The organism is Azospirillum sp. UFLA03-27, assembly GCF_059803775.1.
The window spans coordinates 1-26,052 of the sequence record NZ_JAUQTX010000076.1; the positions used below are offsets into that span (position 1 = coordinate 1).

Annotated in this window: 28 protein-coding genes; 18 read left to right on the forward strand and 10 right to left on the reverse strand. The window is 70.5% G+C overall.

All coding sequences use genetic code 11. From position 1 onward, the window contains the following. Nucleotides 1-57: 57 nt before the first annotated feature. Nucleotides 58-1,188 (reverse strand): MFS transporter, encoded by a 1,131-nt coding sequence (locus Q4I23_RS13655; RefSeq protein ID WP_498526571.1) that lies wholly within the window; start codon nt 1,186-1,188, stop codon nt 58-60. Between the two features lie 129 nt (nt 1,189-1,317). On the opposite strand from Q4I23_RS13655, the gene Q4I23_RS13660 reads away from it, so the two are divergent. The 6 genes from Q4I23_RS13660 to Q4I23_RS13685 all read left to right on the forward strand — a co-directional run bounded on the left by Q4I23_RS13660 (nt 1,318) and on the right by Q4I23_RS13685 (nt 6,534). Beyond that, nucleotides 1,318-2,217: a LysR family transcriptional regulator gene (locus tag Q4I23_RS13660; protein WP_498526572.1), complete on the forward strand. Its 900-nt coding sequence runs from the start codon at nt 1,318-1,320 to the stop codon at nt 2,215-2,217. Between the two features lie 57 nt (nt 2,218-2,274). After that, entirely contained in the window at nt 2,275-2,739 is a 465-nt protein-coding gene (locus Q4I23_RS13665; protein WP_498526573.1) for a MarR family winged helix-turn-helix transcriptional regulator, read from the forward strand. A gap of 90 nt (nt 2,740-2,829) precedes the next feature. Continuing rightward, nucleotides 2,830-3,735, forward strand: coding sequence for an efflux RND transporter periplasmic adaptor subunit (locus tag Q4I23_RS13670; protein ID WP_454017119.1), 906 nt, complete (start codon nt 2,830-2,832; stop codon nt 3,733-3,735). Further along, nucleotides 3,732-5,804 carry an FUSC family protein gene (locus tag Q4I23_RS13675; protein WP_498526574.1) on the forward strand — a complete coding sequence of 691 codons (2,073 nt, stop codon included), beginning with the start codon at nt 3,732-3,734 and terminating at the stop codon, nt 5,802-5,804. Before Q4I23_RS13670 ends, Q4I23_RS13675 begins: the two co-directional genes overlap by 4 nt. Next, nucleotides 5,801-6,007 carry a DUF1656 domain-containing protein gene (locus tag Q4I23_RS13680; RefSeq protein ID WP_014198238.1) on the forward strand — a complete coding sequence of 69 codons (207 nt, stop codon included), beginning with the start codon at nt 5,801-5,803 and terminating at the stop codon, nt 6,005-6,007. The genes Q4I23_RS13675 and Q4I23_RS13680 overlap by 4 nt, the downstream gene beginning before the upstream one ends. Before the next feature lie 293 nt (nt 6,008-6,300). After that, a complete protein-coding gene (locus Q4I23_RS13685; protein ID WP_035678364.1) occupies nt 6,301-6,534 on the forward strand; it encodes a hypothetical protein in 234 nt (77 codons plus the stop codon). On the opposite strand, the gene Q4I23_RS13690 is transcribed toward Q4I23_RS13685, so the two are convergent. Continuing rightward, a complete protein-coding gene (locus Q4I23_RS13690) occupies nt 6,525-7,289 on the reverse strand; it encodes a glycosyltransferase family 2 protein (RefSeq protein WP_454017117.1) in 765 nt (254 codons plus the stop codon). The genes Q4I23_RS13685 and Q4I23_RS13690 overlap by 10 nt on opposite strands. 81 nt (nt 7,290-7,370) lie before the next feature. On the opposite strand from Q4I23_RS13690, the gene Q4I23_RS13695 reads away from it, so the two are divergent. After that, a complete protein-coding gene (locus tag Q4I23_RS13695; RefSeq protein ID WP_498526575.1) occupies nt 7,371-9,044 on the forward strand; it encodes a tetratricopeptide repeat protein in 1,674 nt (557 codons plus the stop codon). A gap of 1 nt (nt 9,045) precedes the next feature. On the opposite strand, the gene Q4I23_RS13700 is transcribed toward Q4I23_RS13695, so the two are convergent. The 3 genes from Q4I23_RS13700 to Q4I23_RS13710 all read right to left on the reverse strand — a co-directional run bounded on the left by Q4I23_RS13700 (nt 9,046) and on the right by Q4I23_RS13710 (nt 12,132). Beyond that, nucleotides 9,046-9,291, reverse strand: a complete 246-nt coding sequence (locus Q4I23_RS13700; protein ID WP_035678382.1) for a hypothetical protein — start codon at nt 9,289-9,291, stop codon at nt 9,046-9,048. Between the two features lie 114 nt (nt 9,292-9,405). Continuing rightward, nucleotides 9,406-11,568: an O-linked N-acetylglucosamine transferase, SPINDLY family protein gene (locus tag Q4I23_RS13705; protein WP_498526576.1), complete on the reverse strand. Its 2,163-nt coding sequence runs from the start codon at nt 11,566-11,568 to the stop codon at nt 9,406-9,408. A gap of 45 nt (nt 11,569-11,613) precedes the next feature. Beyond that, a complete protein-coding gene (locus Q4I23_RS13710; RefSeq protein WP_498526577.1) occupies nt 11,614-12,132 on the reverse strand; it encodes an RT0821/Lpp0805 family surface protein in 519 nt (172 codons plus the stop codon). A gap of 176 nt (nt 12,133-12,308) precedes the next feature. Here Q4I23_RS13710 and Q4I23_RS13715 point away from each other — a divergent pair, with 176 nt between their 5' ends. From Q4I23_RS13715 to Q4I23_RS13735, 5 genes are all read left to right on the forward strand, one after another. Further along, nucleotides 12,309-13,925 (forward strand): acyl-CoA synthetase, encoded by a 1,617-nt coding sequence (locus Q4I23_RS13715; RefSeq protein WP_498526578.1) that lies wholly within the window; start codon nt 12,309-12,311, stop codon nt 13,923-13,925. 119 nt (nt 13,926-14,044) lie between these two features. Beyond that, a complete protein-coding gene (locus tag Q4I23_RS13720) occupies nt 14,045-14,788 on the forward strand; it encodes a sulfite exporter TauE/SafE family protein (RefSeq protein WP_498526579.1) in 744 nt (247 codons plus the stop codon). 92 nt (nt 14,789-14,880) lie between these two features. Beyond that, nucleotides 14,881-15,585 (forward strand): ABC transporter ATP-binding protein, encoded by a 705-nt coding sequence (locus tag Q4I23_RS13725; protein ID WP_174439638.1) that lies wholly within the window; start codon nt 14,881-14,883, stop codon nt 15,583-15,585. Nucleotides 15,586-15,671: 86 nt separating this feature from the next. After that, complete coding sequence (locus Q4I23_RS13730) at nt 15,672-16,094, forward strand: MerR family transcriptional regulator (RefSeq protein ID WP_454017111.1); 423 nt, start codon at nt 15,672-15,674, stop codon at nt 16,092-16,094. Next, on the forward strand, nt 16,042-16,473 hold the full coding sequence (locus Q4I23_RS13735) for a carboxymuconolactone decarboxylase family protein (protein ID WP_498526580.1): 432 nt from the start codon (nt 16,042-16,044) through the stop codon (nt 16,471-16,473). The genes Q4I23_RS13730 and Q4I23_RS13735 overlap by 53 nt, the downstream gene beginning before the upstream one ends. A 3-nt stretch (nt 16,474-16,476) precedes the next feature. Here the strand turns inward: Q4I23_RS13735 and Q4I23_RS13740 are convergent, their stop codons facing one another. Both Q4I23_RS13740 and Q4I23_RS13745 read right to left on the reverse strand, forming a co-directional pair. Then, nucleotides 16,477-16,755 carry a GNAT family N-acetyltransferase gene (locus Q4I23_RS13740; RefSeq protein ID WP_035678432.1) on the reverse strand — a complete coding sequence of 93 codons (279 nt, stop codon included), beginning with the start codon at nt 16,753-16,755 and terminating at the stop codon, nt 16,477-16,479. Nucleotides 16,756-16,798: 43 nt separating this feature from the next. Beyond that, nucleotides 16,799-17,431 (reverse strand): trimeric intracellular cation channel family protein, encoded by a 633-nt coding sequence (locus Q4I23_RS13745; protein WP_035678407.1) that lies wholly within the window; start codon nt 17,429-17,431, stop codon nt 16,799-16,801. Between the two features lie 169 nt (nt 17,432-17,600). Between Q4I23_RS13745 and Q4I23_RS13750 the strand changes: the two genes are divergently transcribed. Continuing rightward, nucleotides 17,601-18,299 (forward strand): pirin family protein, encoded by a 699-nt coding sequence (locus tag Q4I23_RS13750; protein WP_454017108.1) that lies wholly within the window; start codon nt 17,601-17,603, stop codon nt 18,297-18,299. Nucleotides 18,300-18,344: 45 nt separating this feature from the next. Here the strand turns inward: Q4I23_RS13750 and Q4I23_RS13755 are convergent, their stop codons facing one another. Genes Q4I23_RS13755 through Q4I23_RS13765 form a run of 3 tightly spaced genes read right to left on the reverse strand, consistent with a single transcriptional unit; the run spans nt 18,345 to nt 20,244 of the window. After that, a complete protein-coding gene (locus Q4I23_RS13755) occupies nt 18,345-18,905 on the reverse strand; it encodes a hypothetical protein (RefSeq protein WP_040134496.1) in 561 nt (186 codons plus the stop codon). A 59-nt stretch (nt 18,906-18,964) separates the two neighbouring features. Beyond that, nucleotides 18,965-19,390 carry a hypothetical protein gene (locus Q4I23_RS13760; RefSeq protein WP_454017107.1) on the reverse strand — a complete coding sequence of 142 codons (426 nt, stop codon included), beginning with the start codon at nt 19,388-19,390 and terminating at the stop codon, nt 18,965-18,967. Nucleotides 19,391-19,404: 14 nt separating this feature from the next. Further along, nucleotides 19,405-20,244, reverse strand: a complete 840-nt coding sequence (locus Q4I23_RS13765; protein ID WP_454017106.1) for a TIGR02587 family membrane protein — start codon at nt 20,242-20,244, stop codon at nt 19,405-19,407. A gap of 174 nt (nt 20,245-20,418) precedes the next feature. On the opposite strand from Q4I23_RS13765, the gene Q4I23_RS13770 reads away from it, so the two are divergent. From Q4I23_RS13770 to Q4I23_RS13790, 5 genes are all read left to right on the forward strand, one after another. Continuing rightward, complete coding sequence (locus Q4I23_RS13770) at nt 20,419-20,625, forward strand: heavy-metal-associated domain-containing protein (RefSeq protein WP_454017105.1); 207 nt, start codon at nt 20,419-20,421, stop codon at nt 20,623-20,625. 79 nt (nt 20,626-20,704) lie between these two features. Next, nucleotides 20,705-23,101, forward strand: coding sequence for a heavy metal translocating P-type ATPase (locus tag Q4I23_RS13775; protein WP_498526581.1), 2,397 nt, complete (start codon nt 20,705-20,707; stop codon nt 23,099-23,101). Beyond that, the gene (cueR, locus tag Q4I23_RS13780; RefSeq protein ID WP_498526582.1) at nt 23,098-23,535 is read left to right on the forward strand and encodes a Cu(I)-responsive transcriptional regulator; all 438 of its coding nucleotides are present in this window, start codon (nt 23,098-23,100) and stop codon (nt 23,533-23,535) included. Before Q4I23_RS13775 ends, cueR begins: the two co-directional genes overlap by 4 nt. Nucleotides 23,536-23,590: 55 nt before the next feature. Next, entirely contained in the window at nt 23,591-25,540 is a 1,950-nt protein-coding gene (locus Q4I23_RS13785; RefSeq protein ID WP_498526583.1) for a M1 family metallopeptidase, read from the forward strand. 96 nt (nt 25,541-25,636) lie between these two features. Next, nucleotides 25,637-26,052: SH3 domain-containing protein (locus tag Q4I23_RS13790; protein ID WP_498526584.1), on the forward strand; the 416-nt coding region annotated here is incomplete at its 3' end.

A 26,052-nucleotide genomic window follows, 5' to 3' on the forward strand; every position in this document is an offset into this window, starting at 1 on the left:
CCCCCCCCCCCCCCCCCCCCCCCCTATTCAACCAGAAGACGGCAAACGCGATAGCTGTTATAGTCTCGGGGGCTCGGAGATTTGTATAAGAGACACCACCCACGGTGTTGCCGCGAGGCCGAGCGCGCTGTCCACCACCCGCCCGCCGAAGAAGGCGCCGGCGGCGATGCCCAGGTTGAAGGCGGCGATGTTCAGGGCCGAGGCCACGTCCACCGCACCCGGCGCGTGGCGCTGCGCCAGTTGCACGACGTAGAGCTGGAGCCCCGGCACGTTGGCGAAGGCCAGCGCGCCCATGCCAGCCAGCGTCACCAACGCCGGAACCGGGCTGGAGGCGGTGAAGGTGAAGACGATCAGAACGACCGCCTGAAGGGCGAACAGCCACGCCAGCGCGCGGACCGGGTTGCGGTTGGCGAGCTTGCCGCCGACCATGTTGCCGACCGCGATGGCGGCCCCGTAGAGCACCAGGACGAGGCTGACGGTGCCGCTGGAGAAGCCGGTGATCGTCTCCAGGATCGGCGCCAGATAGGTGAAGGCGACGAAGGTCCCGCCATAGCCCAGCGCCGTGATGGCGAAGGCCAGCAGCAGGCGCGGCTTGGCCAGCACGCGGATCTGGGTGCCGAGACCGGCGGCGGGTGGCTGGCTGAGCTTCGCCGGGACCAGCGCCGCGACGCCCAGCGCGCCGATCACGCCCAGAGCGGAGACCGCCAGGAAGGTGGCGCGCCAGCCGAAATGCTGGCCGATCCAGGTGCCCATCGGCACGCCGGTGACGATGGCGATGGTCAGGCCGGAGAACATCATGGCGATGGCCGAGGCCCGCTTGTCCTCGGGCACGAGGTCGGCGGCGATGGTCGCGCCGACCGAGAAGAAGACGCCGTGCGCGAAGGCGCTGAGCACGCGGGCGGCCAGCAGCGTCTCGTAATTGGGGCTGACCCCGGCCAGCAGGTTGCCGGCGATGAAGAGGCCCATCAGGCCGAGCAGCAGCGGCTTGCGCCGCAGCCGGCCGGTCAGCGCGGTCAGGACCGGGGCGCCGACGGTGACCCCCAGGGCGTAGACGCTGACCACCATGCCGGCCATCGGCAGGCTGACGTTCAGATCGGTGGCGACGGTCGGCAGCAGGCCGACGATGACGAATTCCGTCGTCCCGATGGCGTAGGCGCTGATCGCCAGCGCCAGCAGTGCGAGTGGCATGACTGAAGGCTCCATCCATGCGAGCTGTGCAGGACGCATCAGATGAGCCAAAAATCCGGGATGCGGAATGCCGTCCGTTTTCGCATGATCGTGTCATTCAATGACAAAATCGGCGAAAGGGCACACCCGATGAGCGATAGCCGCGCCTGGGACATGAGGGTCTTCCTGCGCGTCGCGGCGCTGGGCAGCTTCAGCGCCGCCGGGCGGGAGGTCGGCATGACCCCGTCCTCCACCGCCAAGCTGGTGACCCGGCTGGAGGAGCGGCTCGGCGTGCGGCTGGTCGAACGCTCCACCCGCCGGCTGCGCCTGACCGCGGAGGGCGAGCTGTACCGTGAGCGGGCCGAGAGCCTGCTGGGCGACCTCGACGCCATGGAGGCGGAGGTGGCGGGCGGCGCCCGCTCGCCCACCGGCCTGATCCGCATCAGCGTGTCGGTGCCCTTCGGGCGGCATTGCCTGCTGCCGCTGCTGCCCGACTTCACGCGGGCCTATCCCGGCATTCGTCTGGACCTGACCCTGACCGACGAGGTGGTGGACCTCTACGCGGCGCGGACCGATGTGGCCTTCCGCGCCGGGCGGCTGTCCGACTCGGCGCTGCTGGCAATGCGGCTGGGCGACGTGCGGCGGCGCATCGTGGCGTCGCCGGATTATCTGGAGCGCAAGGGCAGGCCGGAGAGAGCCGCCGATCTGGAGCGTCACGACTGCCTGGGCTTCAACTTCCGCCGCGCCGCCGCGGTCTGGCCGCTGAAGTCCGGCGGGCGGTTGGTCGACCGCGAGATCGACACGCGCATCGTCGCCAACAACGGCGAGACGGTGCGCCACATGGCCCTGCTCGGCCTCGGTCTGGCCCGGCTGGCCGAGTATCACATCCGCTCCGACCTCGCCGCCGGGCGGCTGGTCAGCGTCCTCGACGATGTGCTGGTGGATCGCGAGGAGATCCACGCCGTCTACACCGGGCGGGAACGGGTGCCGCACCGGGTCCGCGCCTTCCTCGATCACATGACGCCGCGGATGCGCGCATGTCTGCAATGACCGAGCGGCGGGGTGGGGCGTCTTGCCGAAAATAGATAGCAAAGCTATTAAATAGGCATGCAATCGAATAACCCGTCCACCCCCGCCCCGGACTTTCCGTCCAACTTCGGCATCCACCTGTTCCGCGCCGCCCATCTGTGGCGGCGGGAAGCGAACAAGGTGCTGGCGGAGAGCGGCTTTTCCTCCTCCGTCATCTCGCCGCTGATGCTTCTGAACGAACTCGGCGACGGGATGCGCCAGCGCGAGCTGGCCGAGGAGATGGGGGTGGAGGGGCCGTCGCTGGTCCGGCTGCTCGACAGCCTGGAGGCCGCGAAGCTGGTCGAGCGGCGGGAGGCCCCGGACGACCGGCGGGCCAAGACCCTGCACCTGACGGACCAGGGCCGCGACCTTCTGGCCCGCGTGAACGCCGCGCTGAACGATGTGCGCCGCCGCCTGCTCCAGGGCGCCTCCGGCGCGGAGATCGCCGGCGCGGTGCGCGTCATGGCGGCGATTGAGTCGAACGCCCGAGCCATGAAGGGCTGACGGCGGTTCTACACAGCAGCGCGTCCCGCAGCGGCGGGACACGGAACGATCGCTCCCGGCCGCGCCGGTCGAGCGCAAGGACGAACCACGGTGAAACTCTTCTCCCTCCTCATTCGGATCACGGTCACGCTGGCCGTCACGCTGGGCGCCGTCGGCGGCGGCTGGTGGCTGTGGGACTACTACATGAACCAGCCCTGGACCCGCGACGGGCGGGTGCGGGCCGACGTGGTGCAAGTGTCCTCCGACGTCGCCGGTCTGGTGACCGAGGTGCGGGTCATCGACAACCAAGCGGTCCGCAAGGGCGACGTCCTGTTCGTCGTCGACCCCAGCCGCTACCGCCTCGCCGTCGATCAGGCCGCCGCCAACCTGGAAAGCGCGCGCGCCGAGCTGTCCTTCCGCAAGGCCGAGGCCGACCGCTACGCGCAGCTCGGCAACAACGTCGTCTCCACCGCCCAGCGGCAGGAAGTCGCCTCCGCCCAGGCCAAGGCCGCCGCCGCCGCCCGCCAGATGGAGGCGGCGCTCGACCTCGCCCGCTTCAACCTGGAGCGGACGGAGGTGCGGGCGACGGTGGACGGCTTCGTGACCAACCTCCAGCTCAAGGCCGGCAACTACGTGACGGCGGGCCAGCCGGTGGTCGCGGTGATCGACCGCCATTCCTTCTACGTCGTCGGCTATTTCGAAGAGACCAAGCTGCCGCGCATCCGCGTCGGCGACCCGGTCCGCGTCACCATCATGGGCGAGCCGGAGCGGCTGACCGGGCGGGTGGACAGCGTGACCCACGCCATCGTGGACCGCGACCGCACCGAAGGCACCGGCCTGCTGCCCAACGTGAACCCGACCTTCAACTGGGTCCGTCTGGCCCAGCGCATCCCCGTGCGCGTCGCGCTGGAGCAGATCCCCGATCCCCGCGACCTCGTTGCCGGGCGCACCGTGACTGTCGAGGTGGTGCGGGAGACGGAGCAGGGGGCGCCCGCCGAGCGGGTGGCCAAGCAATGAAGGCGCCCGCCCTGAAACTGGTCTCGCTGAGCGAGGCGCTGTTCTCGGTCAAGGCCTTCGCGGCGGCCATGGCGGCGCTTTACATCGCCTTCTCCATGGGGCTGCCGCGCCCCTTCTGGGCGATGGCGACCGCCTACATCGTCTCCGGCCCATTATCGGGCGCGGTGCGGTCGAAGGCGGTCTTCCGCGTCGCCGGAACGGCGCTGGGTTGCGCCGGGGCCATCGCCCTGGTGCCGGCGCTCGCCGATTCGCCGGAGCTGCTGACCCTGGCGCTGGGGCTGTGGGTGGCGGTCTGCCTGTTCATCTCGCTGCTCGACCGCACGCCGCGCAGCTATCTGTTCATGCTGGCCGGCTACACCATCGGCCTGATCGGCTTCCCCGCGGTGACCGACCCCTCGACCATCTTCGACACCGGTCTGGCCCGCGTCGAGGAGATCCTGATCGGCATCCTCTGCGCCACGGTGGTGCACAGCGTGGTCTTTCCGCAGAGCGTCGGGCCGGCGCTGCTCGGCCGGCTGGACGCCACGCTGCGCGACGCCGAGCGCTGGACCCGCGAGGCCCTGTCCGGCAAAGCCGAATCCGGCGGCGACCGGCAGAAGCTGGCTCGCGACATCACCGAACTGCGCGTCATGGCGACCCATCTGCCCTACGACACATCGGAGGTGCGCTGGATGACGCGGGCGGTGCGGGCGATGCAGGACCGCATGGCCTATCTGCTGCCGCTGACCGCCGGTATCGAGGACCGGCTGGACGCCCTGCGCGGCCACCTGCCCGCCGAGGTTTCGGCCCTGCTGGCCGATCTCGACCGCTGGGTGGGTGGTGACCCAGTTGGGGGCGATGATGAGGAGGGCGGCGCCGACCGCCTGCGCGCGGAGATCGCCCGGCTGTCCCCGGCCATCGGCGCAGACACCGGCTGGAAGGAGGCGACGCTTCTCAATCTGTTGACCCGGCTGCGCTCGCTGGTGGACATCCACCAGGACTGCCGCGACCTGCGGGCGCACATCCGCGACGGCAAGAGCAACCTGCCGGAGCGTCTCGACCCGCTGACCCGCCGCCGCTCGCGCGACGTCTTCCATCTGGACGCCGGCATGGCGCTGTGGTCGGGCTTCGCGGCGCTGCTCGGGATCACGGTGGTCTGCGCCTTCTGGATCGGCACGGGCTGGTCGTCGGGATCGGCGGCGGCGATGATGACCGCGGTTTTCTGCTGCTTCTTCGCCTCGCTGGACGATCCGGCGCCGGGCATCCGCCTGTTCCTGGTCTTCACCCTGCTGTCGGTGCCGCTGGCGGCCTTCTACCTGCTGGTGGTGCTGCCGTCCTTCGACAGCTTCCCCATGCTGGTGCTGGGCCTCGCACCGACCTTCCTGGTATTGGGCGTCTTCGTGGCGCGGCCGGCGACCATGGGCAAGGCAATGGCCCTGCTGATGGGGGTGGTCGGCTCGCTCAGCCTGCTCGACCTCGGGACAGGGGATTTCGCCTCCTTCCTCAACAGCACCGTCGCGCAGGTGGTGGGCATCGCCACGGCACTGCTGGTCACCCAGCTCTGCCGCTCGGTCGGCGCGGCGTGGAGCGCCCGGCGCCTGCTCCGCGCGGGCTGGAGCGAGATCGCGGCGATGACCGCCGCTCGTTCCGGCATTCCGGTGGGCAGCTTCGAGAACCGGATGCTCGACCGGGTGGGGCTGCTCTCCTCCCGTCTGGCGCTGGCCGGTCCGCAGCAGGATCTGGCGGCGGCGGACGCGGTGAACGACCTGCGCGTCGGTCTGAACGTGGCGGAGCTTCAGCGCGCCCGCCGCGCGCTGGGCGGCCCGGCGGCGCCCCATGTGGCGCGGCTCCTGGGCGCGGTGGGGCAGCATTTCCGCGGCCTGTCCAGCCGCCGCCTCGGCACGCCCCCGGCGGAGGTTCTGCCGATGATGGACGCCGCCCTGTCCAACCTGTCGGCCGAGCCGCGGTCGGCGGAGCGCGACCGGGCGGTGATCGCGCTGGCCGGGCTGCGCCGCGCCCTGTTCCCGCACCTGACCTTCGCCGCCCCCGAACCCTCCAGCGAATCGCTCCGCGAGCCGGTGACCGCATGATCGGCGAAATCGACATCTATGGGCTGTTCATCCCGCCGCTGCTGATCCTGGCCATCGCGGCCTGGTTCGTCTCGGGCCTGCTGCGGCGCGGCCTGCGGGCGGTGGGGTTCTATGGCTGGGTCTGGCACCCGCCGCTGTTCGATCTGGCGCTCTATGTGCTGGTGCTGAGCGCGCTGACGGCGCTGACCGCTTGGCTGCGGTGAAGGGGGAAAGGCGGATCGGGGCGCTTATTGTTATGGACTTCCCTCCGACGCTCCGAACCGCCTATACCCATCCAAACCGTAAGGTTTAGAGACGTATCGGTTACCGCTGATATAACAGTTTGTCAAGCGATGGGACGGTTGAGACCAGTTCCCTCTCCCCAGGGGGGAGAGGGTTATGAACGTCGAGTGCTTGAGCTGGGGCTGGAACGGAGCCATCGCCTCCGCGCGACAACGGATGGACCGCGCCGCCTCCGCCTTGCCGGTGGGGCGGCCTTTGCGGTACCATTTCGGCCATGGTTGAAACGCGACGCACCGGTGACCGCTCCAACGAACCGATCCGCTCCGAGGTCGGGGGCGGGCGCGTCGCGTCGCCCGGCGCGGTCGGCGTCCGCAACCGGGCGGAGCAGGTCGGCGGCGGGCGCCAGCGCATCCCCAGCGTCCGCGAACTGGCCAGCCTTCTGGTCAACGGCATCCTGACGCTGCCGCGCAATTACCGCCGCGGCATGTATCTCGACGTTCAGGTCTGACCCACCCCAACCCCCGTGTAAACCGTGATCTCCGTTCCGAACAAACGCTCCAGCAGAAGGGGCGGCAATTCGTATTGGGGCAGGCACAGGCTGGTGCTGCGGGTGTGCAGGGTGTGCAGGCACAGCCCCTCGGCGTCCGGAAAGGCGGCGACCCGGAAGCGCTCCCGCGCCGCCTTCATGAAGGGCGCGTCCTCGCAGGCGTTGACCGGCGGGAAGCGCACCGCCTCCCACACCGACCGCCGGTAGGCGTAGGAGAAGCCGTAGCCCAGCACATTGTCGTCGGACGGCGGCGTCTCCGGCGCCTCCACATAGGACCGGGTCGTCCGCCCCCAGCGGTGATGCGAGCCGCCGCGCGCCGTGTCCCAATAGCCGAAGGTCCGGTGCACCGCGCTGTGCAGGAACCAGCCGGACAGGGTCACCGCGTCGTGCCCCGCCTCCAGCCAGCCGAGCATCCGCTCCACATAGGTGGGCGCGTAGAAGTCGTCGTCGTCGAAATGGACGATGATCGCGCCGCGCGCGTGCTCGGCCAGGATGTTGCGCTTCTCCCCGATGGCGTAGCGGCGCGGCGAATAGAAATACTTCAGCCGCGGCCCGGCGAGCGGCTGGAGATAGGCGGACGGGCGCGGGCTGTCGTCGAACACCAGCCACTCGATGTCGGGGACGGTCTGCGACAGCACGCGGGCGTGGCACAGCGGCAGGAAGGCTTCCCGTCCCCAGCTTGGCGTGATGACGCTGACGAGCGGCCGGTCGGCCATGGTCTCTCCTTCGCAACAAACCAGCGCCGCCGTTGCGGCACCGCATGGACTCCGGCGCGGCGGCGCGTGTAGACAGGCGGCATGGTGACTCTTCGGGATGCCCTGGCCGCCGCGGTCGGCCATCATCAGGCGGGCCGGCTGGACGCGGCCCGGCCGCTCTATCATAGCATCCTGCGCAGCCAGCCGGGCCATTCCGACGCGCTTCACCTGCTGGGCGTCCTGGAAAGCCAGAGCGGCCGCCTTAGCGCGGCGCTGCCGCTGCTGCGCCGCGCCGTGGCATTGCTGCCCGGCGACGCGGATTTCCTCGGCAATCTGGCGCGGACCCTGCGCGCGGCGGGGCAGTCCGACGCGGCGGAGCGCGTCTTCGCCCGCACGGCGGCGCTCGACCCGGCGGACGTCCAAGTCACCTTCACGCTGGGCTCGCTGCGGCTGGAGCGCGGGGACGCGGCGGGTGCGGCGGCGGCCTTCGCCCAGGCGCTGGCTCGGCGCCCGGACTTCGCGGAAGCGCGCATCAACCGCGCCAACGCCTTGGCCGCGCTGGGCCGGCCGGAGGACGCGGCGCGGCTGCGCCGGCAGGCGGTGGCCCTGGCGCCCGCCCATCCCGATGCGCTGCACAACGCCGCGGTGAGCGCGCTGGCCGACGCCGGGCTGGACCGCCCGCTGTCGCACGCCCGGCGCCTCGACCCGGAACGGGTGGAGCGCGCGGTCGGCGCCCTGATTTGCGCCCTGGCCGCCGATCCGCAGCACGGGGCGGCGGCGGACGCGCTGATCGGGACGGCGCTGGCGCTCGTCCAGGCCGGGCAGGCGCCGGAATGGCTGCTGGACCGCACCGCCCGCGCCGCCCTGACGGTCCTGCGCCGGAACCCGCGCGACACGCGGGCGGCGGCCGTGGTCGCCTACCGCTTCTACCGGCGGGGGCGGACGGATCTCGCCAGCCGCTTCATGCGGCGCGTTTCCCGGCGCTTCACGGCGGCGGAGGTGGCGGCGGATTTCGAGCTGCGCCTGTGGTCGATGGTGCGCGCCGGGCGCCGCGCGCTGGAGGGTCTGCCCGACGCCGACGCCCTGCTCGGCGCCTTCCCGCCGCTGGAACTGCCGGCCGAGCCGCCCGCGGGGAGCGGGCCGCTGCTGGTGGTGTCCTGCGACGACGGCTATTACCGGCGCTTTGCCACCGGCCTGCTTGATTCGGTGGAGGCGCAAGCGGAGAGCGTGGCGGTCCATGTCCATGTGGTGAATCCCTCGCCGGAGACTCTGGCCGACCTCGCCCGGCGGCGGGAACGCCTGCCGTTGGGCTACAGCCGGGAAGAGGTGGACTTCACCGGCTGGGACAACCACCGGCGGACCACCTACTACGCCTGCATCCGCTTCCTGCGCTGGCACCAGCTCATGGCGCGCTGGGGACGGCCCCTGCTGCATCTGGATGCCGACTGCGCGCTGGCCGGGGGGCTGAATGATCTGGCGGCGCTGCTGGAGGGGGCCGACGTCGGGCTGTTGCGCGACGCCCGCTGGCGCGGCCCGACGCGGGAGATCACCGTCTGCTTCGCTGGGTTCCAGCCGACCCCGCGGGGCCGTGCCTTCCTCGCCTTGACCGCGGCCTACATTGGGGCCTTTCTGCGGGAGGGGCGTGGATTCTGGATGCTGGATCAGGCCGCGCCCTTCGCGGTGCTCGACGCGCTGGAATGGTGGGGGGAAGGGCCGCGGGTGCGCTGGTTCGACGTTCTGGATTTCCCCTGGGTCCGCTTCATCGGGGAGAAGTGACTCAGCAGGGAAGCCGGGCGCAGCGTCCATCCGGGCAGTCGCGGCAGCATTGACCGCAGATGTCGTCCAGATCCACGGCGATGCCGTGCCGCTTGAGAACGCCCTGGGCATAGGCGGTGTAAAGGCGCGCCAGCGCCCGCCGGTTGGTGGCGACCGTCTTGGCGGCCAGCGTTTCCGGCGCCAGCATCGCGGCGATGGCTTGCTCCACGTCCTCGATGGCCGTGCGGACAGCCGAAAGGTTCAGCATCCAGGACCCCCTGGGCGTCACGACCCTTGATGAATCTGATATACAACATGTGACGAAAATTCGGAGGCCAAACAACCCCTAATTTAGGAGTTGGGGGCGTCCTATCCAGAAAGGCTAGGTGCGTTGCGGCAGGCCCCGCAGCGCCTTTGCCAGGGCTTCGGCGAGGCGCCGCCCGTCGCAGAGCGGTCCGGCCGCTATGCGCGGGCGCAGGGTCCGGCGCAAGTCCGCCAGCCGCGCCGGGTCGGCGGCCCAGCCGGCGGCGCGATCCACATAGTCCGCCGGGTCGCGGGCGACGCAGCCTTCGACCCCCGCCACGCTCAGAAAAGTCAGGGAATGGCGGCTGGAGAAGGTCTCGCCGGGCAGGGTGACGACCGGAACGCCCATCCACAGCGTCTCCAGCGTCGTCGTGCTGCCGGCGAAGGGGAAGGGGTCAAGCGCCACGTCGACGCGGGCGCACCAGCCCATATGCTCCCGGCTGCCGGTGGCTCCGGCCAGGATCAGCCGCTCCGGCGCGATGCCCGCCGCGGCCAGCCGCCCGCGCCACTGGGCGGCGGTTTCCGGGCAGGACAGCGCCTTGGTCTTCAGCAGCAGGCGCGACTCGGGCACGCGGGCGAGCAGGGCGGCCCATGTGGTGAGGACCTCGTCGGTCAGCTTGGTCAGGATGTTGAAGACGCCGAAGGTGACCGGCTCGCCGGACAGGCAGGGCGGCGGGCCGGGTTCCGGCGCGTCCGGCGGCGGGTCGTAGGCGATGAAGGCGCCGGGCATGCGCAGGATGCGCTCGCTGTAGAAACGCTCCGCCCCCTCCGGGACATGATGGGCGTCGGCGACCAGCGCGTCCATGGCGGCGAGCCCGGTGGTCGCCATGTAGCCGGACCACGCCACCTGGACCGGCGCCGGCTTGCGCGCGAAGACGCCCAGCCGACCGCGGGCGTTGTGCCCGGCGAGGTCGATCAGCGCGTCCAGCCGGTCGTCGCGGATCACTGTTGCAAGTTCAGCGTCGGTCCGGTCGGCGACCGGCACCCAGCGCGCCGCTGCGGCGCGGAAGCGATCGGTGAGGTCGTCCGCCTCCATCTGGTTGGCGTAGAGGGTCAGCTCGACGCCGAACTCCGGCAGCGCTTCGACCGCCCGCACCGCGAACTGGCCCGCCGGGTGGCGGCGGAAGTCGCCGGACAGGATGCCGACGCGCAGAGGCCGGGTGCCGTCCCTCCCCGCGGGGGCGCGCGGCGCCCATTCGGGCCGCAACGGTGCGCCGTGCACAGCGTCCCAGCCGCGGTGCGCCTCCAGCACGCGGGCCAGCGTCACGCCGGGCCGGAACAGCTCCAGATAGGCGAGGTTGGAGCGCACCTCGGCCAGATCGGGCCGCAGGGCCAGGGCGCGGCGGTAGCCGGCCTCAGCAGCATCCAGATCGCCCTGCGTCTGGCGTACCAGCGCGAGATTCGCGTAAGCCTCCGCCAGATCGGGGCACAGGGCGGCGGCCCGGGCGTAGGCGCGGCCGGCCTCGGCCAGACGGTTGTGCTTTTGCAGCGCGTCGCCCCGGCGCAGCGCGGCCTCCGCGAAGTCCGGGCGCGCGGATTCGGCGCGGCGGGCCGCCCGCTCGGCGTCGGCGGGGGCGTCGAGGGCCAGCAAGGCGGCCGACAGGTTGGCGAGCGCCGTGGCGTGGTCGGGGCGCAAGGCCAACGCCCGGCGCAAGGCCCGCTCCGCCTCCGCCGCCCGGCCGCGTTGCAACATCAGCGAGGCCCAATTGGCGTGCGCCTCCCCGAATCCGGGATCGTCGGTCAGGGCGGCGCGGAAGGCGTCGTCCGCCTCGGCCAGCCGGCCGAGCGCCGTCAGCGTGTTGCCGAGGTTGAAGCGCGCCCGCGCGTAGCCGGGGCGCAACGCGGCGGCCTGCCGGTAGGCGTCCACCGCCTCCTCCAGCCGACCCAGCCGGTCCATCACGTTGCCGAGGTTGTAATGGGCCTGAGCGAAGGCCGGGCGCAGGCGGATCGCCGCGCGGTGGGCGTCCGCCGCCTCCACGGCGCGGTCCAGGGCGCGCAGCGCGCTGCCCAGATTGTCGTGATAGTCAGCGACGGTCGCGTCGGTGCGGATAGCGGCGCGGATGCGCGGCTCAGCCTCCGCCGGGTGTCCGGCCTGGAGGTAGACGACTCCCAGCAGGTGCAGCGCGTCGGGATGGTCGGGCAGCGTGTCGAGGACGGCCTGATAGCCGGCGGCGGCCTGTGCCAGCCGTCCGGCCTGATGATGGGCCAGCGCCGCGGCCAGCACGTCCTTGATCGTCGCCATGCTGGCTTGTGTAGAGCATTTCACCGCATGGCTGAAGAGCGCGCGTCAGCTCACCATGCGCCAGCTTCCGTCCGACTGGCGGCAGGCAGTGCCATAGCCCTGCTGAAGCTGCCCGCCGACCACGATGCTGGTCTGGAACTCCCGGCACAGCTCGCCATAGGGGCCGGTGCCGTCGCGGGTCGGGGTGTAGGTGCCCCAGTTGCCGGTCTGCGGGTTGTTCCACTGCACGGTGGCGCCGGTCGGCGCCATGTAGGCCTGTCCCGCCGCCTGCTGCGCGTACATCAGGTCGGCGCGGTCCATCGACTGGCCGGCGGCGTTGCCCAGCGCGGCGCCGAGCAAGGTGCCGATGCCGACCGCCACCAGCTTGCCCGTGCCGCCGCCAAAGCGCGACCCGGCGAGGCCGCCGGCCACGCCGCCGAGCAACGTGCCCGCCGTCGCCTTGTTGCCGTAACCGGGGGCGTAGCCGCCGCCATAGTTGGCCCCGTACCCGCCACCACCATACCCGGCGCCATACCCATAGCCATAGGGGCTGGCGCAGCCGGCCAGCAGGCCCACGGACAACACAACCGCAACGATCCCTTTGGCCTTCATCTCGAACCCCACGGAACGGAACCTGTGCTGATGAACATGGCAGCCCCGCAAACTATTCCGTCCGCGTGACGGACCGCCGCCGTTGCCCCTATGATGAAACCAAATGGCCGCGTCCAAGCGGCTGGCAAGAACCTGACGGGAGGAAAAGCATGCTGCCGGAAGCGGACAGCTACGAGGGACTGCGCGACCGATTCGTCTGGTCGGTGCCGGAGCGTTACAACATCGGCGTGGACGTCTGCGACAAGTGGGCGGAGCGCGATCCGGACCGCACCGCCCTGATCCACAAGCGCCGCGATGGCGGGGTGGAGACCTACAGCTTCGCCGACATCCGCCGCCTGTCGAACCGCCTGGCCAACGCGCTGGCCGCCCATGGGGTGGCGCGCGGCGACCGAGTGGGCATCCTGCTGCCCCAGGCACCGGAGACCGCGGTCAGCCACGTCGCCGTCTACAAGATGGGCGGGGTCGCCGTTCCCCTCTTCTCGCTGTTCGGGGTGGAGGCGCTGGAATACCGGCTCGGCAATTGCGGGGCGCGGGCGGTGGTGACCGACGCCGTGGGTGCGGCCAAGATCGCCCAGATCCGCGATCGCCTGCCCGAACTGAAACTCGTCCTGCGCATCGACGAGGCCGGGGAGGGCGAGTTGGACTGGCACGCGCTGGTCAATGCGGCGCCGGAGGACTTCACGCCGGTGGACACCGCGGCGGACGACCCGGCGGTGATCATCTACACCTCCGGCACCACCGGCCAGCCCAAGGGCGCGCTGCACGCGCATCGGGTGCTGCTCGGCCATCTGCCGGGGGTGGAGATTTCCCACGACCTGTTCCCGCAGCCGGGCGACCGCATCTGGACCCCGGCGGACTGGGCGTGGATCGGCGGGTTGCTTGATGTTCTGATGCCCGCTTGGCACCATGGCGTGACTGTCGTCTCACACCGCTTCGAGAAGTTCGACGCGGAGGAGGCCTTCCGTCTGATCGCCGACTTCCAGGTGCGCAACGCCTTCCTGCCGCCGACCGCGCTGAAGATGATGCGCGCGGTCAAGGACCCGCAGACGCGCTGGAATTACAGCATGCGCTCCGTCGCCAGCGGCGGCGAGACGCTGGGGGCCGAGCTTCTCGACTGGGGCCGCCAGACCTTCGGGCTGACCATCAACGAGTTCTACGGCCAGACCGAGTGCAACATGATCGTGTCCTCCTGCGCCAAGGTCATGCCGCCCAAGCCCGGCGTCATGGGCCGCCCGGCGCCCGGCCACGACGTGGCGGTGATCGACGGGCAGGGCAACCGCCGTCCTCCCGGTGAGATCGGCCTGATCGCGGTGCGCCGCCCGGACCCGGTGATGTTCCTGCAATACTGGAACAACCCGGAGGCCACCGCCGCGAAGTTCATCGGCGACTGGCTGGTCACCGGCGACCAGGGCGAGCTGGACGCCGACGGATACATCCGCTTCGTCGGGCGGGACGACGACGTGATCACGTCGGCGGGCTACCGCATCGGCCCCGGCGAGATCGAGGATTGCCTGATCGGCCACCCCGCCGTCCGCATGGCCGCCGTGGTCGGCGTGCCCGACCCCCTGCGCACCGAGATCGTGAAGGCCTTCATCGTCCTCCAGGACGGCGTCCGCCCCAGCGACGAACTGGCGGCGGAGATCCAGGCCCATGTGAAGACCCGCCTCGCCGCCCACGAGTACCCGCGCGCCGTGGAGTTCGTGGACAGCCTGCCGATGACGACCACGGGCAAGATCATCCGGCGCGAGCTGCGGGGGCGGGGGTAGTCCGATAACGCTTCCTCATTGCAGTGCTTGGACGCCCTACGGGCGCCCCCTCACCCTAACCCTCTCCCCAGAGGGGCGAGGGGAGAAACAAACAACAAGAAAAGACAACGACCCGAACGATGGTGACGACATCCCTGCTCCTGCTCGCCGCGGCCTTCCTGGCCGGGGCGATGAACGCGGTCGCCGGCGGCGGCAGCTTTCTCACTCTTCCCGCGCTGATCTACGCCGGGGTGCCGCCGGTGGCGGCGAACGCCACCGGTACGGTGGCGCTGCTGCCCGGCTACGCCAGCGGCGTCTACGGCTACCGCCACGACCTGGAGCCGGTGGGCGGAGTCGGGCTGGTCAGGCTGTCGGTGGTCAGCCTGACCGGCGGGCTGATCGGGGCGGCGCTGCTGCTGGTGACCCCGGATTCGGTGTTCCGCAGCATCGTGCCCTGGCTGCTGCTGGTCGCCACCGCGCTGTTCGCCTTCGGCGGCATGCTGGCGGCCCGGCTGCGGGCGGTGGGGCTGCACGGGACGGGGGCGATGCTCGCCACGCTGTTCGCGGTGTCGGTCTATGGCGGCTATTTCAACGGCGGCCTCGGCATCCTGCTGCTGGCGCAGCTGAGCCTGTTCGGGATGACCAACCTGAACGCCATGAACGCGCTGAAGAACCTGTTCTCCGCCGTGCTGACCGCCATCGCCGTCGCCGCCTACGCGGTCGGCGGGGCGGTGGAGTGGTCCTACGCCGCGCTGATGACCGTGGCGGCGGTGGCCGGCGGCTATGTCGGGGCACGGGTTGGGCGCAAGATCCCGTCGCGCATCCTGCGCGCGGGCATCATCGCCGTGGGCTTGGCGATGAGCGTCCTGTTCTTTCTGAAGTAGGTTGGGCTGAAGCAAAACCCGTTCGGTTCCGGCGGCGCCTGCGCTAAGGTGGCGGCCCTCTCCATGATGGCCGCCACGACGCAAGACCCCGCATGCTGACCGTATCCGACCTCGACCTCTTCTACGGCGACGCCCAGGCGCTCGACGGCGTGTCCATTGCGGTGGCGGAGGGCACGACGACCGCCATCGTCGGCGCCAACGGGGCGGGCAAGACCTCGCTGATCCGCACCATCTCCGGCATCCTGAAGCCTGCGCGCGGCACCATCCGCTTCCGCGGCAAGGACATCGCCGGCCTGCCCAGCCACGTCGTCTGCGACCTCGGCATCGGGCAGGTGGCGGAGGGGCGGCAGATCTTCCCGACGCTCAGCATCCGCGAGAATCTCGAAATGGGCGCCGTCATCCCGCGCGCCCGCGCCGGGGCGAAGGACACGTTCGAGCGTGTGCTGACCCTCTTCCCCCGCCTGAACGAGCGGTTGGAGCAGGCCGCCGGCACGCTGTCGGGCGGTGAGCAGCAGATGCTGGCCATCGGGCGCTGCCTGATGGGCAAGCCCGACCTGATCATGTTCGACGAGCCGTCGCTCGGCCTCTCCCCGACCATGGTGCAGGAGCTGTTCCGCACCATCCGCGCGCTCGCCGCCGAGGGCATGACGATCATCCTGGTGGAGCAGAACGTTGCTGCCTCGCTGAAGTTGGCACAACGCGCCTATGTGCTGGAGAACGGGCGCGTCGTTCTGGCCGGCACGGGCGAGGAGCTGCTGGCCGATCCGGCGGTGAAACAAGCCTATCTCGGCCTGTGACGCCTCGGCGGCCGCGATGGCGGGATCCCTCTTGACTTAGAGCGCGCTCGAACCCGTAGCGTCCCGTGCATCGTGATGAGAAGCAGATGCGCATGAAGATCGGAGACCTTGCGAGACGCTCGGGACTGACGGCCCACACCATCCGCTACTATGAGCGGATCGGGCTGCTGCCCTACGCCGACCGGAACCAATCCCGCCACCGCGATTACGACGCCTCAATCCTGACCTGGATCGAGTTTCTCGGCCGGCTGAAGACGACCGGTATGCCGATTCGCGACATGCTCCGCTACGCGGCGCTGCGCGAGGAGGGGGCCGGCACCGAAGCGGAGCGGCGGGCCTTGCTGGAGCAGCACCGCGAGCGTGTGCGTGCCCAGGTCGATGACCTGAACGCCTGTCTTCTCGTCCTCGATACCAAGATCGACGGTTACGTCGAAACGGAACAGAGGAAGACTGACGATGACGCCACACCTGAACAACATCGCATCCGGGGTCGAAGAAAGCCGGCTTGAGCGTGGGCAACGGGCGCTCGCCGAAATCGACGGCGCGGCCGGCCACAAGGTGGTGGCGGCGCTTGCCGACATCGCGCCGGACTTCGCGGCCTATGTGTTCGAATTTCCCTTCGGCGACATCTATTCGCGGCCCGGACTCGATCTGCGCTCCCGCGAGATCGCCACCATCGCGGCGCTCGCCGCCATGGGCAACGCGGCACCCCAGCTCAAGGTGCACATCGAGGCCGGATTGAACGTCGGGCTGACCCGCGACGAGATCGTCGAGGTCCTCATCCAGATGGCGGTCTATGCGGGGTTCCCGGCCGCTCTCAACGGGCTGTTCGCGGCCAAGGAGGTGTTCGCGATGAAGGACGGGCAACGGCCGCAGGGAGCGTCATGAGACCTACCGCGCCAGCAGGTCGTGATGCTCGCGGTGGCGGTGCATCCAGTTGGCGGCGTAGCCGCAGATCGGGACGATGGTCAGCCCCTCGGCGCGGGCGATGGCCATCACCCCCTCCAGCAGCCGCCCGGCCGCTCCGGTGCCACGCAGGGACGGCGGCGCCTCCACGTAGGGGATGTGCAGGATGGTGCCGCGGCGGCGGTAGGTCGCGAAGACCGTCTGGCCGTTCACGTCCAGTTCGAACCGGCTCATGGCCGGGTTGTCGGTCACGGTGTCGCTCATGCCCATTCCAACAGCCGAAGCCTTTGGTTGTTCACCGCAAATGTCAGGAACCGGGGGCACGCGGCGCGCTCCAGCCGCGCAGCACGCTGACCACCCGCAGCAGGAAGGCCGCCGCCGCCCCGGCGATGGCGACCGGCGCCTTCGGCAGGTCCAGCATGGCCCCGGCGATGACGATCGCCGCACCCAGCAGGGCCGCCACCGCGTAGATCTCCTCGCGCAGCACCCGCGGCACCTCGGCCACCAGCACGTCGCGCACCAGCCCGCCGCCGCAGGCGGTCAGCACGCCGAGCAGAACCGCGGGAAGCGGGCCCAGCCCATAGGCCAGCGCCTTGCCGCAGCCGGCCACCGCGAAAATGCCCAGGCCGGCCGCGTCCAGCACCATCACCGGCTTGACCAGACGGTTGATGAAGGGGTGGAAGAAGAAGGCGAACAGGCCGGAGGCCAGCGCCGTGATCAGGTACCGCTCGTCCTGCATGGTGGCCGGCGGGATCGCCCCGATCAGCAGGTCGCGCAGCACGCCGCCGGCCAGCGCCGTCACCAGCGCCAGCACCATCACACCGAAGATGTCCAGACGGTGCCGCACGGCCAGCGTCCCTCCCGTCAGCCCGAAGATGAAGATCCCGGTCAGGTCCATGGCAAGGAGGAGGGGCGAAACATCGGGTATGATGGCGGGCATGATGGCGGTCGGCGAAGCTGGTTGAAGGGAGCCGGCATGATAGCCGTTTGTTGCGTCTCATGGAACAGATAAGCCGCAACTCCGGCAATTGTTGTTTTGCGGAAACGGGAGCACATTCCTCTCCAGACGAGGGGCCACAGGGCCTCGCACAAGACGAGGAGGAGCAGTGATGATCACGATCCGCAACCGCGACGAACGGGGCGCCGTCAACATGGGCTGGCTGAACAGCAAGCACAGCTTCTCGTTCGGCCACTACTACGACCCGGCCCATATGGGCTTCCGCGCGCTGCGCGTCATCAACGACGACCGCGTGATCCCCGGCGCCGGCTTCCCCACCCACGGGCACGCCGACATGGAGATCGTGTCCTATGTTCTCGACGGCGCGCTGGAGCACAAGGACACGCTGGGCACCAGCTCGGTCATCCGCCCCGGCGACGTGCAGCGGATGAGCGCCGGGTCGGGCATCCGGCACAGCGAGTACAACGCGTCCAAGAAGGACCCGGTGCACTTCCTGCAGATCTGGATCCTGCCCAACGAGGAGGGCATGGTCCCCGGCTATGAGCAGAAGGCCTTCGAGCGGGAGGAGAAGCAGGGCCGCCTGCGCCTCGTCGGCTCCCAGGACGGGCGCGACGGCAGCGTGATCATCCACCAGGACGTGGACCTCTACGCCACGCTTCTGGACGAGGGCGACAGCGTGACACACGAGTTGCGTCCGGGCCGCCACGCCTGGGTGCAGGTCGCCCGTGGTCAGGTCCGGCTGAACGGCACGGTCCTGAAGGAAGGCGACGGCGCCGCGATCAGCAAGGAGGAATCGCTGACGCTGGACGGCGTGGTCAACGCCGAGGTGCTGCTGTTCGATCTGGCCTGACGTGTGATCCCCTCTCCCGGGGCGGGAGAGGGGATGTCGGATGCACTACATCCCCTCCGGGACAGCCAAGCGGATGCCCATGCGGCGGGCCTCCAGCATGAAGGCGCGGGTCATCTGCACGAGGTCCGTCCGCCAGTAGAGCTGCTCCAGCGGGTTGTCGAGGAAGTCCTCGGGCAGCATGGCGTAGCAGTAGGTCTCCACCACGCGGCGGTCAGGCTGCCAGGGGTCGGCGCCGTCGCGCCAGCCGATGGTCCAGCCGGCGTGGCCGGCGCCGATGGCCCAGCGCTCGAAATGCGGGGAGATGGTGGCGCTGGCCACTGGATCGGCGACCGGCACCTGATAGATCGCCACGAAGCGGCGGACGTTCAGTTGCAGCCGCATCACCAGCGATTCGTCGAAGGCGTCGACGCGGTACAGGCAGTCGGACGCTCCCTCGACATGGCTGAAGCGCACCGCGGCCCGCCTTGCGGCCTCCAGCGTCAGGCCGGACGGCTGGTCGGCCAGCGGCGGGGACTCGTAATCCACGGCGCGCAGCGCCTCCACCATGTCGCCGGTCAGGAAAAGGCGGATGCGCTGCTGCGCCTCGTCGATGGTCAGGCGGGTCATCGCGGGGTCGGTGTCCTCTGTTGCCGGTGCCAGGACAACAGGGCGGAGGCCCGCTTGGTTCAGGGCTCCACATAGCCCAGAACGCGCAGGCGCAGCGTGTGCGCCCGTGGGTCGCGGTCGAAGAACAGGCCGCCCTTCTGCTCGGACCCGGCGGGCACATAGTCGAACTCGGCCACGGACGTTTCCAAAGCCTCGTCGCCCGCCATCAGTTGGCCCTCCACCTGGACCTTCGCTCCGGTCTTGCCGCCGTCGTTGGTGACCTGGATGTGGGCGAGCCAGCGCGGGCCGGCGGGAACCACCGCCTCCACGACGGCGGTGATCGCCGGTGGGCCGTTGCCGCGGGTGATGCCCTCATATCCCAGCACCCCCACAGAGCCCAGGAACAGCAAGAGCCCCAGCCCCGACGAGATCCAGGCCAGCCGCGACACCGACGCGCTGCCGTCCTCGTCCCTCGAAGTGATGTTGTTTTCCCGGATGTCGGCCATCGGCGTCCCTACCGTCACACGATCAGGCGGGCGGTGGCGGCACCCAGCGCGCTGGGGAAGCCCAGCACCACCGTGGCGGTCACCAGCTCCATCATCGACAGGCCGGCGATCCGCTCGAAGGTCCACAGCAGATAGAGGCTGATCAGCAGGGCGATGCCGTAGCCGGCGACCGAGAAGCGCAGGAAGACGGACAGGAACCCGTCGTCCCCGGCGCTCTCCTGCCCGGCGAAGCCGACCGTGTAGACGAAGATGTGCAGCAGCCCCAGCGACAGCACCGCCAGCGCCACGGCGTGCCAGGGCGACATTTTGTAGGAGATCAGGATCATCTCCTCGGTCGGGGCGACGTTGAAGCCGACGAACAGCGCCCCCGCCCCCATCAGGAACAGTTCCCCCGGATAGCTGGAGCGGATGCGCCGCTCCTTGTCGCTGTCGTCCTGCTGGCCGAGCTGCTTGCGCGCCAGCATGGCGCCGATGCTGGCCGGCACGGACTGGAGCGCGATCTTGCCGATGATCTCCGGCAACGGCTGGTCCAGACGCACGATGGCGAAGACGGTCAGCAGCACCGCCGACATCAGGAAGCCGACGGCGAAGGCCGACAGCGCGTCGATCAGGTCGTCCTGCCAGCAGAATGTCTCCTCGAACCCGGCGAAGTAGGACAGGCCGAACAGCACCGGCAGGGTCACCAGGATGAACAGGGCCAGCCGGAAGCGGTCCATGTAGAAGCCCAGCTCCCACATCTCCATGGTCATCAGCAGGGGCAGGGCGAAGATGATCGCCCCGGCCGCCGCCCGGGCAAGCGCGCGGGCGAACTGCGCTTCGTCGTGGAGAAAGCTGCGCTGGCGGGTGATGTCCATGGCCCATGAATGCGCGAGCGGAGCGGTTGGTTCCGGCGGTACCACGGCAGTGATCGGGGCAGTGATCGGGGCAGTGATGGGGACCGTGATCGGGACGGTGAATTTCCTCTTGACCTTCCAATCGCTGGAAGGCGGAAGCTGACGGCAACACCACCCTCTGGGAAGGAGTTCGTCATGGTTGCGTTCAAGGTTCCCGGCATGACCTGCGGCGGCTGCGCCGCCTCCGTCCGCCGCGCGCTCGGCGCGGTCGCCGGGGTCGAGGATGTGCAGATCGACCTGGACTCGAAGGACGTCCGCGTCAGCGGGGCGCCCAGCGCCGACGCCCTGCGGACGGCTCTGGACAAGGCCGGCTTTGAAGCCGAAGGGCTTCCGGCCTCGTAACGGATTTCGGCGCCCTTGACCTTCCAATCATTGGAAGCCTTATCTGGGGTGCCGGTTGAAGACGAAGAAAGGACGGATCATGTCCGCCACCACCGACCTTGACATCGGCATTTCCGGCATGACCTGCGCCTCCTGCGTGGGGCGGGTGGAAAAGGCGCTGTCGCGCCTGCCGGGTGTCACTAACGTGTCGGTCAACCTCGCCACCGAGCGGGCGCGGGTCGCCTTCGCGGGCGATCCCGATCCGCGGGCGGTGGCGGAGGCCATCGAGAACGTCGGTTTCGAGCCGCAGAGGCAGGCGTTCGATCTGACCGTCGGCGGGATGACCTGCGCCTCCTGCGTCGCGCGTGTCGAGAAGGCGCTGCTGCGCGTGCCGGGGGTGGAGTCCGCCGCCGTGAACCTCGCGACGGAGCGGGCGCACGTCACCGCCTATACCGGGACGGTGGACGCCGTTCGGCTGGCCGAAGCGGTGGAGATGACCGGCTTCACCGCCGCCCCTGTCACCGACACCGATTCTACGGAGGCGACGGAGGATCCGGCGCAGGACCGCAACCGGCGGGACCTCCACCATGTGCTGATCGCGGCCGCTCTGTCGGCGCCGCTGGTTCTCGGCATGGCGGGGGATTTGCTCGGCCTGAACCTGATGCTGCCGCCCTGGGCGCAATTTCTACTGGCGACCCCGGTGCAGTTCTGGCTGGGCTGGCGTTTCTACCGGGCCGGCTTCATGGCGGCGCGCGCCGGGACCGGCAACATGGATCTTCTGGTCGCGCTCGGCACCTCCGCGGCCTGGGGGCTTAGCGTCTACGTGATGCTGACGGCGCATCCGGGCCACACGCCGCACCTCTATTTCGAGGCGTCGGCGGTGCTCATCACCTTCGTGCTGCTCGGCAAATGGCTGGAGGCCCGCGCCAAGGGCCGGACGGCGGCGGCGATCCGCGCGCTGATGCAGCTTCGCCCCGACACCGCCCGCGTCCGCCGCGACGGCGTTGAGGTGGAACTGCCCATCGCCCAGGTGCGCGTCGGCGACCGTGTGGCGGTCCGCCCCGGCGAGCGCATCCCGGTGGACGGGCGCGTGGCGGAGGGGGCGGGCAGCGTCGACGAATCCATGCTGACCGGCGAAAGCCTGCCGGTGGAGAAGGCGCCGGGCTCCCGCGTCACCGGCGGCTCCATCAACGTGGATGGGCTGCTGCTCGTCGAGACGGTGGCGGTGGGCGCCGAGACGATGCTCGCCAAGATCGTCCGCATGGTCGAGGGCGCGCAGGCGTCCAAGGCGCCGATCCAGCGGCTGGTCGACAAGGTGGCAGCGGTCTTCGTGCCGGTGGTGCTGGGCATCGCCGCGGTGACGCTGGTCGGCTGGTGGATCGGTACGGGGAACGTGGAAACGGCGATCATCACGGCGGTGTCGGTCCTGGTCATCGCCTGCCCCTGCGCGTTGGGCCTCGCCACGCCGACCGCCATCATGGTCGGCACCGGAGCGGCGGCCCGCCACGGCATCCTCATCAAGGACGCGGAGGCGCTGGAGCGCGCCCACGCCATCACCGCCGTGGCTTTCGACAAGACCGGCACGCTGACCGAAGGCAAGCCCCGCGTCACCGATCTGGTGCCCATGGATGGCGTCGAGGAGGGGGAGCTGTTGCGGCTGGCCGCGGCGCTCCAGACCGGTAGCGAGCATCCGCTGGCCCGCGCTGTCCGCGATCGCGCGGCGGAGCGCGGCGTGGCCGGCGTTGCGCCGGAGGGCTTCAAGGCGCTGGCCGGGCGCGGCGTGTCGGCCAGCGTGGAGGGCCGCGCCCTTCTGCTGGGCAGCAAGCGGCTGGTCGCGGAAAGCGGCCTGTCCGACGCGGGCCTGGAGGCGCGGGCGGCGGCGCTGGAAGCCGCCGGGCGCACCGTGTCCTGGCTGGCCGAAACAGCGCCGGAGCGGCGCGTTCTGGGCCTCGTCGCGTTCGGCGACACGGTGAAGGAGAGCGCCCGCGTCGCCGTCCGCTCCCTGAAGGCGCAGGGGGTGGAGACGGTGATGGTCACCGGCGACGGCACCGGGGCCGCCCGCGCGGTGGCCGCCGACCTTGGCATCGACCGTTTCTTCGCCGAGGTTCTACCGGACGGCAAGGCCGACGTGGTGGCGACGTTGAAGGCGGAGGGCAAGGTCGTCGGCATGGTCGGCGACGGCATCAACGACGCGCCTGCCCTGGCTGCCGCCGATGTCGGCATCGCCATGGCGACCGGCACCGACGTGGCGATGCACACCGCCGGGGTCACGCTGATGCGCGGCGATCCGGCGTTGGTGGCCGGCGCCATCGACGTGTCGCGCCGCACCTATTCCAAGATCCGCCAGGGGCTGTTCTGGGCCTTCATCTACAATCTGGTGGGCATCCCGCTGGCGGCCTCGGGCCTGCTCAGCCCGGTGCTGGCCGGGGCGGCGATGGCGCTGAGTTCGGTCAGCGTCGTCCTGAACGCCCTGTCGCTGCGGGGGTGGAAGCCATGAGCGTCGGCGGCATGACCATCGGGGATGCGGCGAAGGCGTCCGGCGTCAACGCCAAGCTGATCCGCTACTACGAATCCATCGGCCTGATCCCGGAGGCCGGGCGGACGGCGGCGGGCTACCGCGTCTATTCGTCCAGCGACGTGAACATCCTGCGCTTCGTCAAGCGGGCGCGGACGCTGGGCTTCAGCATCGAGCGCATCCAGATCCTGGTCGGGCTGTGGCAGGACCGCAGCCGCTCCAGCGCCGAGGTGAAGCGCGTGGCGCTCGATCATGTGGCGGAGCTGGAGGCCAAGATCGCCGAGCTGCGCGCGATGAGCGACACGCTCAAGCATCTGGCCCACGCCTGCCACGGCGACGAGCGGCCGGATTGCCCGATCCTGCGCGATCTGGAAGAGGGTGGGGAATGCTGCCATGGGGTGGAGCGCGATCATTGAGGGCTTGGCGTGCCTCCGCTGGCGCGGCGCAGCCCAAGGATTATATTGCAGGGCCATGCGCACCCTCCTCCTCGCCCTTTGCGGCATCCTCGCCGCCGTGCCCGGCTGGGCTGCCGGCCTGCACCATGACCTGACCGTCACGCTGGACCCCGCCGCGCGGCGGCTTGAGGTGGAGGACCGGCTGCGCCTGCCCGCCGGGACGCACCGGCTGGGGCTGGCGCCCGGGCTCGCGGTCGGCGAGGCCCGGCTCGACGGCAAGCCGGTGGCGGTGCGCGGCAACGCCCTGCCGGTCACCGTTCCGGAGGGCGGCGGCGAGCTTCGCCTGCGCTACGCCGGGACCCTGCCGCCCCTGACGCCGGAGTCGCGGGGCGGAGGTGGTGGGGCGGAGGGCGCCTATCTGCCCGCCGGGACCGGCTGGATTCCGACTCCTGAAAGCGGCGCGGCGGAGCCGCCTTCCTGGCGCCTGTCGGTGCGCGTGCCGGCGCCCTTCGTCGCGGTGGCGACCGGCCGTTTGGTCGAGGAGACGCACGATGGTGCCGTCTACACCGCGATCTTCGCCGAGGAGCGCAGCGTCGAGGAGCCGTCGCTCTTCGCCGGGGCGTGGCAGGTGACGGAACGGATGCACAATGGTCTTCGTCTCCGCACCTACTTCCATCCGGAGCAGGCCCCGCTGGCCGACGAGTATCTGGATCTCAGCGCCCAGACCATCGACGCGCAGGCGGCGCGGATCGGCGCCTACCCCTTCGCCGGTTTCGCCATCCTGTCGGCGCCGCTGCCCGTGGGGCTGGGCTTCCCCGGCCTGACCTACATCGGGCGGCAGGTGATGCCGCTGCCCTTCATCCGCGCCCAGTCGCTGCCCCACGAGATCCTGCACAACTGGTGGGGCAACGGGGTGCGTGTCGGCGGGGACGGCAAATGGCCCGGCAACTGGTCGGAAGGGCTGACCACCTTCATGGCCGACTACGCGGCGGCGGAGGCGCGCGGGGAGGACGCAGCGCGAGCGATGCGGCTGGACTGGCTGCGCGACTACGCCGCCCTTCCGGCGGAGCGTGACTCCGCCCTGACCGATTTCCGCGCCAAGGTCCACGACGCCGCCCAGATCGTCGGCTACGGCAAGGCGGCGATGCTGTTCCACATGCTGCGCGCCGAGATCGGGGCGGAGGCCTTCGACGCGGGAATCCGCCGCTTCTGGGAGGAGAAGCGCTTTCAGGACGCGGGGTGGGACGATTTGCGCCGGGCCCTCGCGTCGTCGTCGGGGCGGGACCTCGGTTCCTTCTTCGAACAATGGCTGACCCGCGTGGGGGCGCCGGCGCTGGAACTGGTGGAAGCGAGTGCCGACGGCGACGGGGTGGCGCTGACCCTGCGCCAGGGCGAGCCGGCCTATGGCCTGACCGTGCCGGTGGAGGTGCGAACCGCGGCGGGGACGGAGCGCCACGAGGTCCGCTTCGACGGGCGCGCGGCCACCGTGACGATCCCGACCGCCGCCGCTCCGCGGGCGCTCGCGGTCGATCCCGGCTTCGGCCTGTTCCGCCGTCTGGCGCCGGGGGAGGCACCGCCGACCCTGCGCGACGTGACGCTGGACCACGCGGCCACCACCGTCATCGCCGCCGCTGACGGCCCGGCCGCCGAGGCCGCCCGTGCGCTGGCCGAGCGTCTGGCCGATGGCAAACCGCGCATCGCCGCCGCTGAGCGTTCCGATCCCGCCGCCCCGCTCGCTGTGATCGGGACGGCGGGGGAGGTCGACCGGCTACTGGCCCGGCTCGGCCTGCCGCCGCTGCCGGACAGCCTCAAGGGGCGCGGCACGGCGCGGGTGTGGACCGCAAGAACCCCGCAGGGTCGCCCGCTGCTGGCGGTGGCCACGGACGACGCGGCGGCGCTCCAGGCGCTGTTGCGCCCGTTGCCTCATTACGGCCGGCAGAGCTGGCTGGTCTTCGAGGGCGCACGCGCCGTGGACCGCGGCGTCTGGCCCGCCGGCAACAGCCCCCTGCGTGTGTCTTTCGAGTAGTTCCGCCCGCCCATCCTCTGCCCATGGAGCATACCCCGCCTTTGCCTGTTGTAGGGGAAACGGCGCGCAATGCGCGCGTTCTGCGGGAGAATGCACATGTCTCGGATGACGAAGACTTTTCTCGGAACCCTGGCCGGCCTCGGCGTGGCGGTGGCATTGGCCCTGCCCGCGGCGGCGGCCTCCGGCGACATTCACACGGTGACCGGTGAGAAGGTGAACCTGCGCGCGGCCCCGTCCGACAACGCCTCGGTCCGCTCCACGGTCACCCGCGGCGACGAGGTGATCGAGCTGAAGCAAGAGGGCAACTGGATCGGCGTGCGCTCGATGCGCACCGGTGAGGAGGGCTGGGTCTTCGGCGACCTCGTGAAGCGGCAGACGCCGAGCACGCTGGGCGGCGCGTCCTCCGCGGCGTCGGACGCCGGGTTCGGGCGCATATCCTCGGGCTTCGACGGGCTGCTGGCCGGCATCAACAACCAGCTCGGCTACCGCTTCGCGGAGCGGGTGGAGCAGTC

Coding starts and splice junctions, on each gene's coding strand:
- Q4I23_RS13725 (WP_174439638.1), top strand. CDS start 14,881: ATGCTGACCGTATCCGACCTCGACCTCTTCTACGGCGACGCCCAGGCG.
- Q4I23_RS13730 (WP_454017111.1), top strand. CDS start 15,672: ATGCGCATGAAGATCGGAGACCTTGCGAGACGCTCGGGACTGACGGCC.
- Q4I23_RS13775 (WP_498526581.1), top strand. CDS start 20,705: ATGTCCGCCACCACCGACCTTGACATCGGCATTTCCGGCATGACCTGC.
- Q4I23_RS13675 (WP_498526574.1), top strand. CDS start 3,732: ATGAAGGCGCCCGCCCTGAAACTGGTCTCGCTGAGCGAGGCGCTGTTC.
- Q4I23_RS13770 (WP_454017105.1), top strand. CDS start 20,419: ATGGTTGCGTTCAAGGTTCCCGGCATGACCTGCGGCGGCTGCGCCGCC.
- Q4I23_RS13695 (WP_498526575.1), top strand. CDS start 7,371: ATGGTGACTCTTCGGGATGCCCTGGCCGCCGCGGTCGGCCATCATCAG.
- Q4I23_RS13785 (WP_498526583.1), top strand. CDS start 23,591: ATGCGCACCCTCCTCCTCGCCCTTTGCGGCATCCTCGCCGCCGTGCCC.
- Q4I23_RS13680 (WP_014198238.1), top strand. CDS start 5,801: ATGATCGGCGAAATCGACATCTATGGGCTGTTCATCCCGCCGCTGCTG.
- Q4I23_RS13655 (WP_498526571.1), bottom strand. CDS start 1,188: ATGCCACTCGCACTGCTGGCGCTGGCGATCAGCGCCTACGCCATCGGG.
- Q4I23_RS13755 (WP_040134496.1), bottom strand. CDS start 18,905: ATGACCCGCCTGACCATCGACGAGGCGCAGCAGCGCATCCGCCTTTTC.
- Q4I23_RS13715 (WP_498526578.1), top strand. CDS start 12,309: ATGCTGCCGGAAGCGGACAGCTACGAGGGACTGCGCGACCGATTCGTC.
- Q4I23_RS13665 (WP_498526573.1), top strand. CDS start 2,275: ATGCAATCGAATAACCCGTCCACCCCCGCCCCGGACTTTCCGTCCAAC.
- Q4I23_RS13735 (WP_498526580.1), top strand. CDS start 16,042: ATGACGCCACACCTGAACAACATCGCATCCGGGGTCGAAGAAAGCCGG.
- Q4I23_RS13720 (WP_498526579.1), top strand. CDS start 14,045: ATGGTGACGACATCCCTGCTCCTGCTCGCCGCGGCCTTCCTGGCCGGG.
- Q4I23_RS13705 (WP_498526576.1), bottom strand. CDS start 11,568: ATGGCGACGATCAAGGACGTGCTGGCCGCGGCGCTGGCCCATCATCAG.
- Q4I23_RS13740 (WP_035678432.1), bottom strand. CDS start 16,755: ATGAGCGACACCGTGACCGACAACCCGGCCATGAGCCGGTTCGAACTG.
- Q4I23_RS13685 (WP_035678364.1), top strand. CDS start 6,301: ATGGTTGAAACGCGACGCACCGGTGACCGCTCCAACGAACCGATCCGC.
- Q4I23_RS13660 (WP_498526572.1), top strand. CDS start 1,318: ATGAGCGATAGCCGCGCCTGGGACATGAGGGTCTTCCTGCGCGTCGCG.
- Q4I23_RS13750 (WP_454017108.1), top strand. CDS start 17,601: ATGATCACGATCCGCAACCGCGACGAACGGGGCGCCGTCAACATGGGC.
- Q4I23_RS13745 (WP_035678407.1), bottom strand. CDS start 17,431: ATGCCCGCCATCATACCCGATGTTTCGCCCCTCCTCCTTGCCATGGAC.
- Q4I23_RS13700 (WP_035678382.1), bottom strand. CDS start 9,291: ATGCTGAACCTTTCGGCTGTCCGCACGGCCATCGAGGACGTGGAGCAA.
- Q4I23_RS13765 (WP_454017106.1), bottom strand. CDS start 20,244: ATGGACATCACCCGCCAGCGCAGCTTTCTCCACGACGAAGCGCAGTTC.
- Q4I23_RS13690 (WP_454017117.1), bottom strand. CDS start 7,289: ATGGCCGACCGGCCGCTCGTCAGCGTCATCACGCCAAGCTGGGGACGG.
- cueR (WP_498526582.1), top strand. CDS start 23,098: ATGAGCGTCGGCGGCATGACCATCGGGGATGCGGCGAAGGCGTCCGGC.
- Q4I23_RS13760 (WP_454017107.1), bottom strand. CDS start 19,390: ATGGCCGACATCCGGGAAAACAACATCACTTCGAGGGACGAGGACGGC.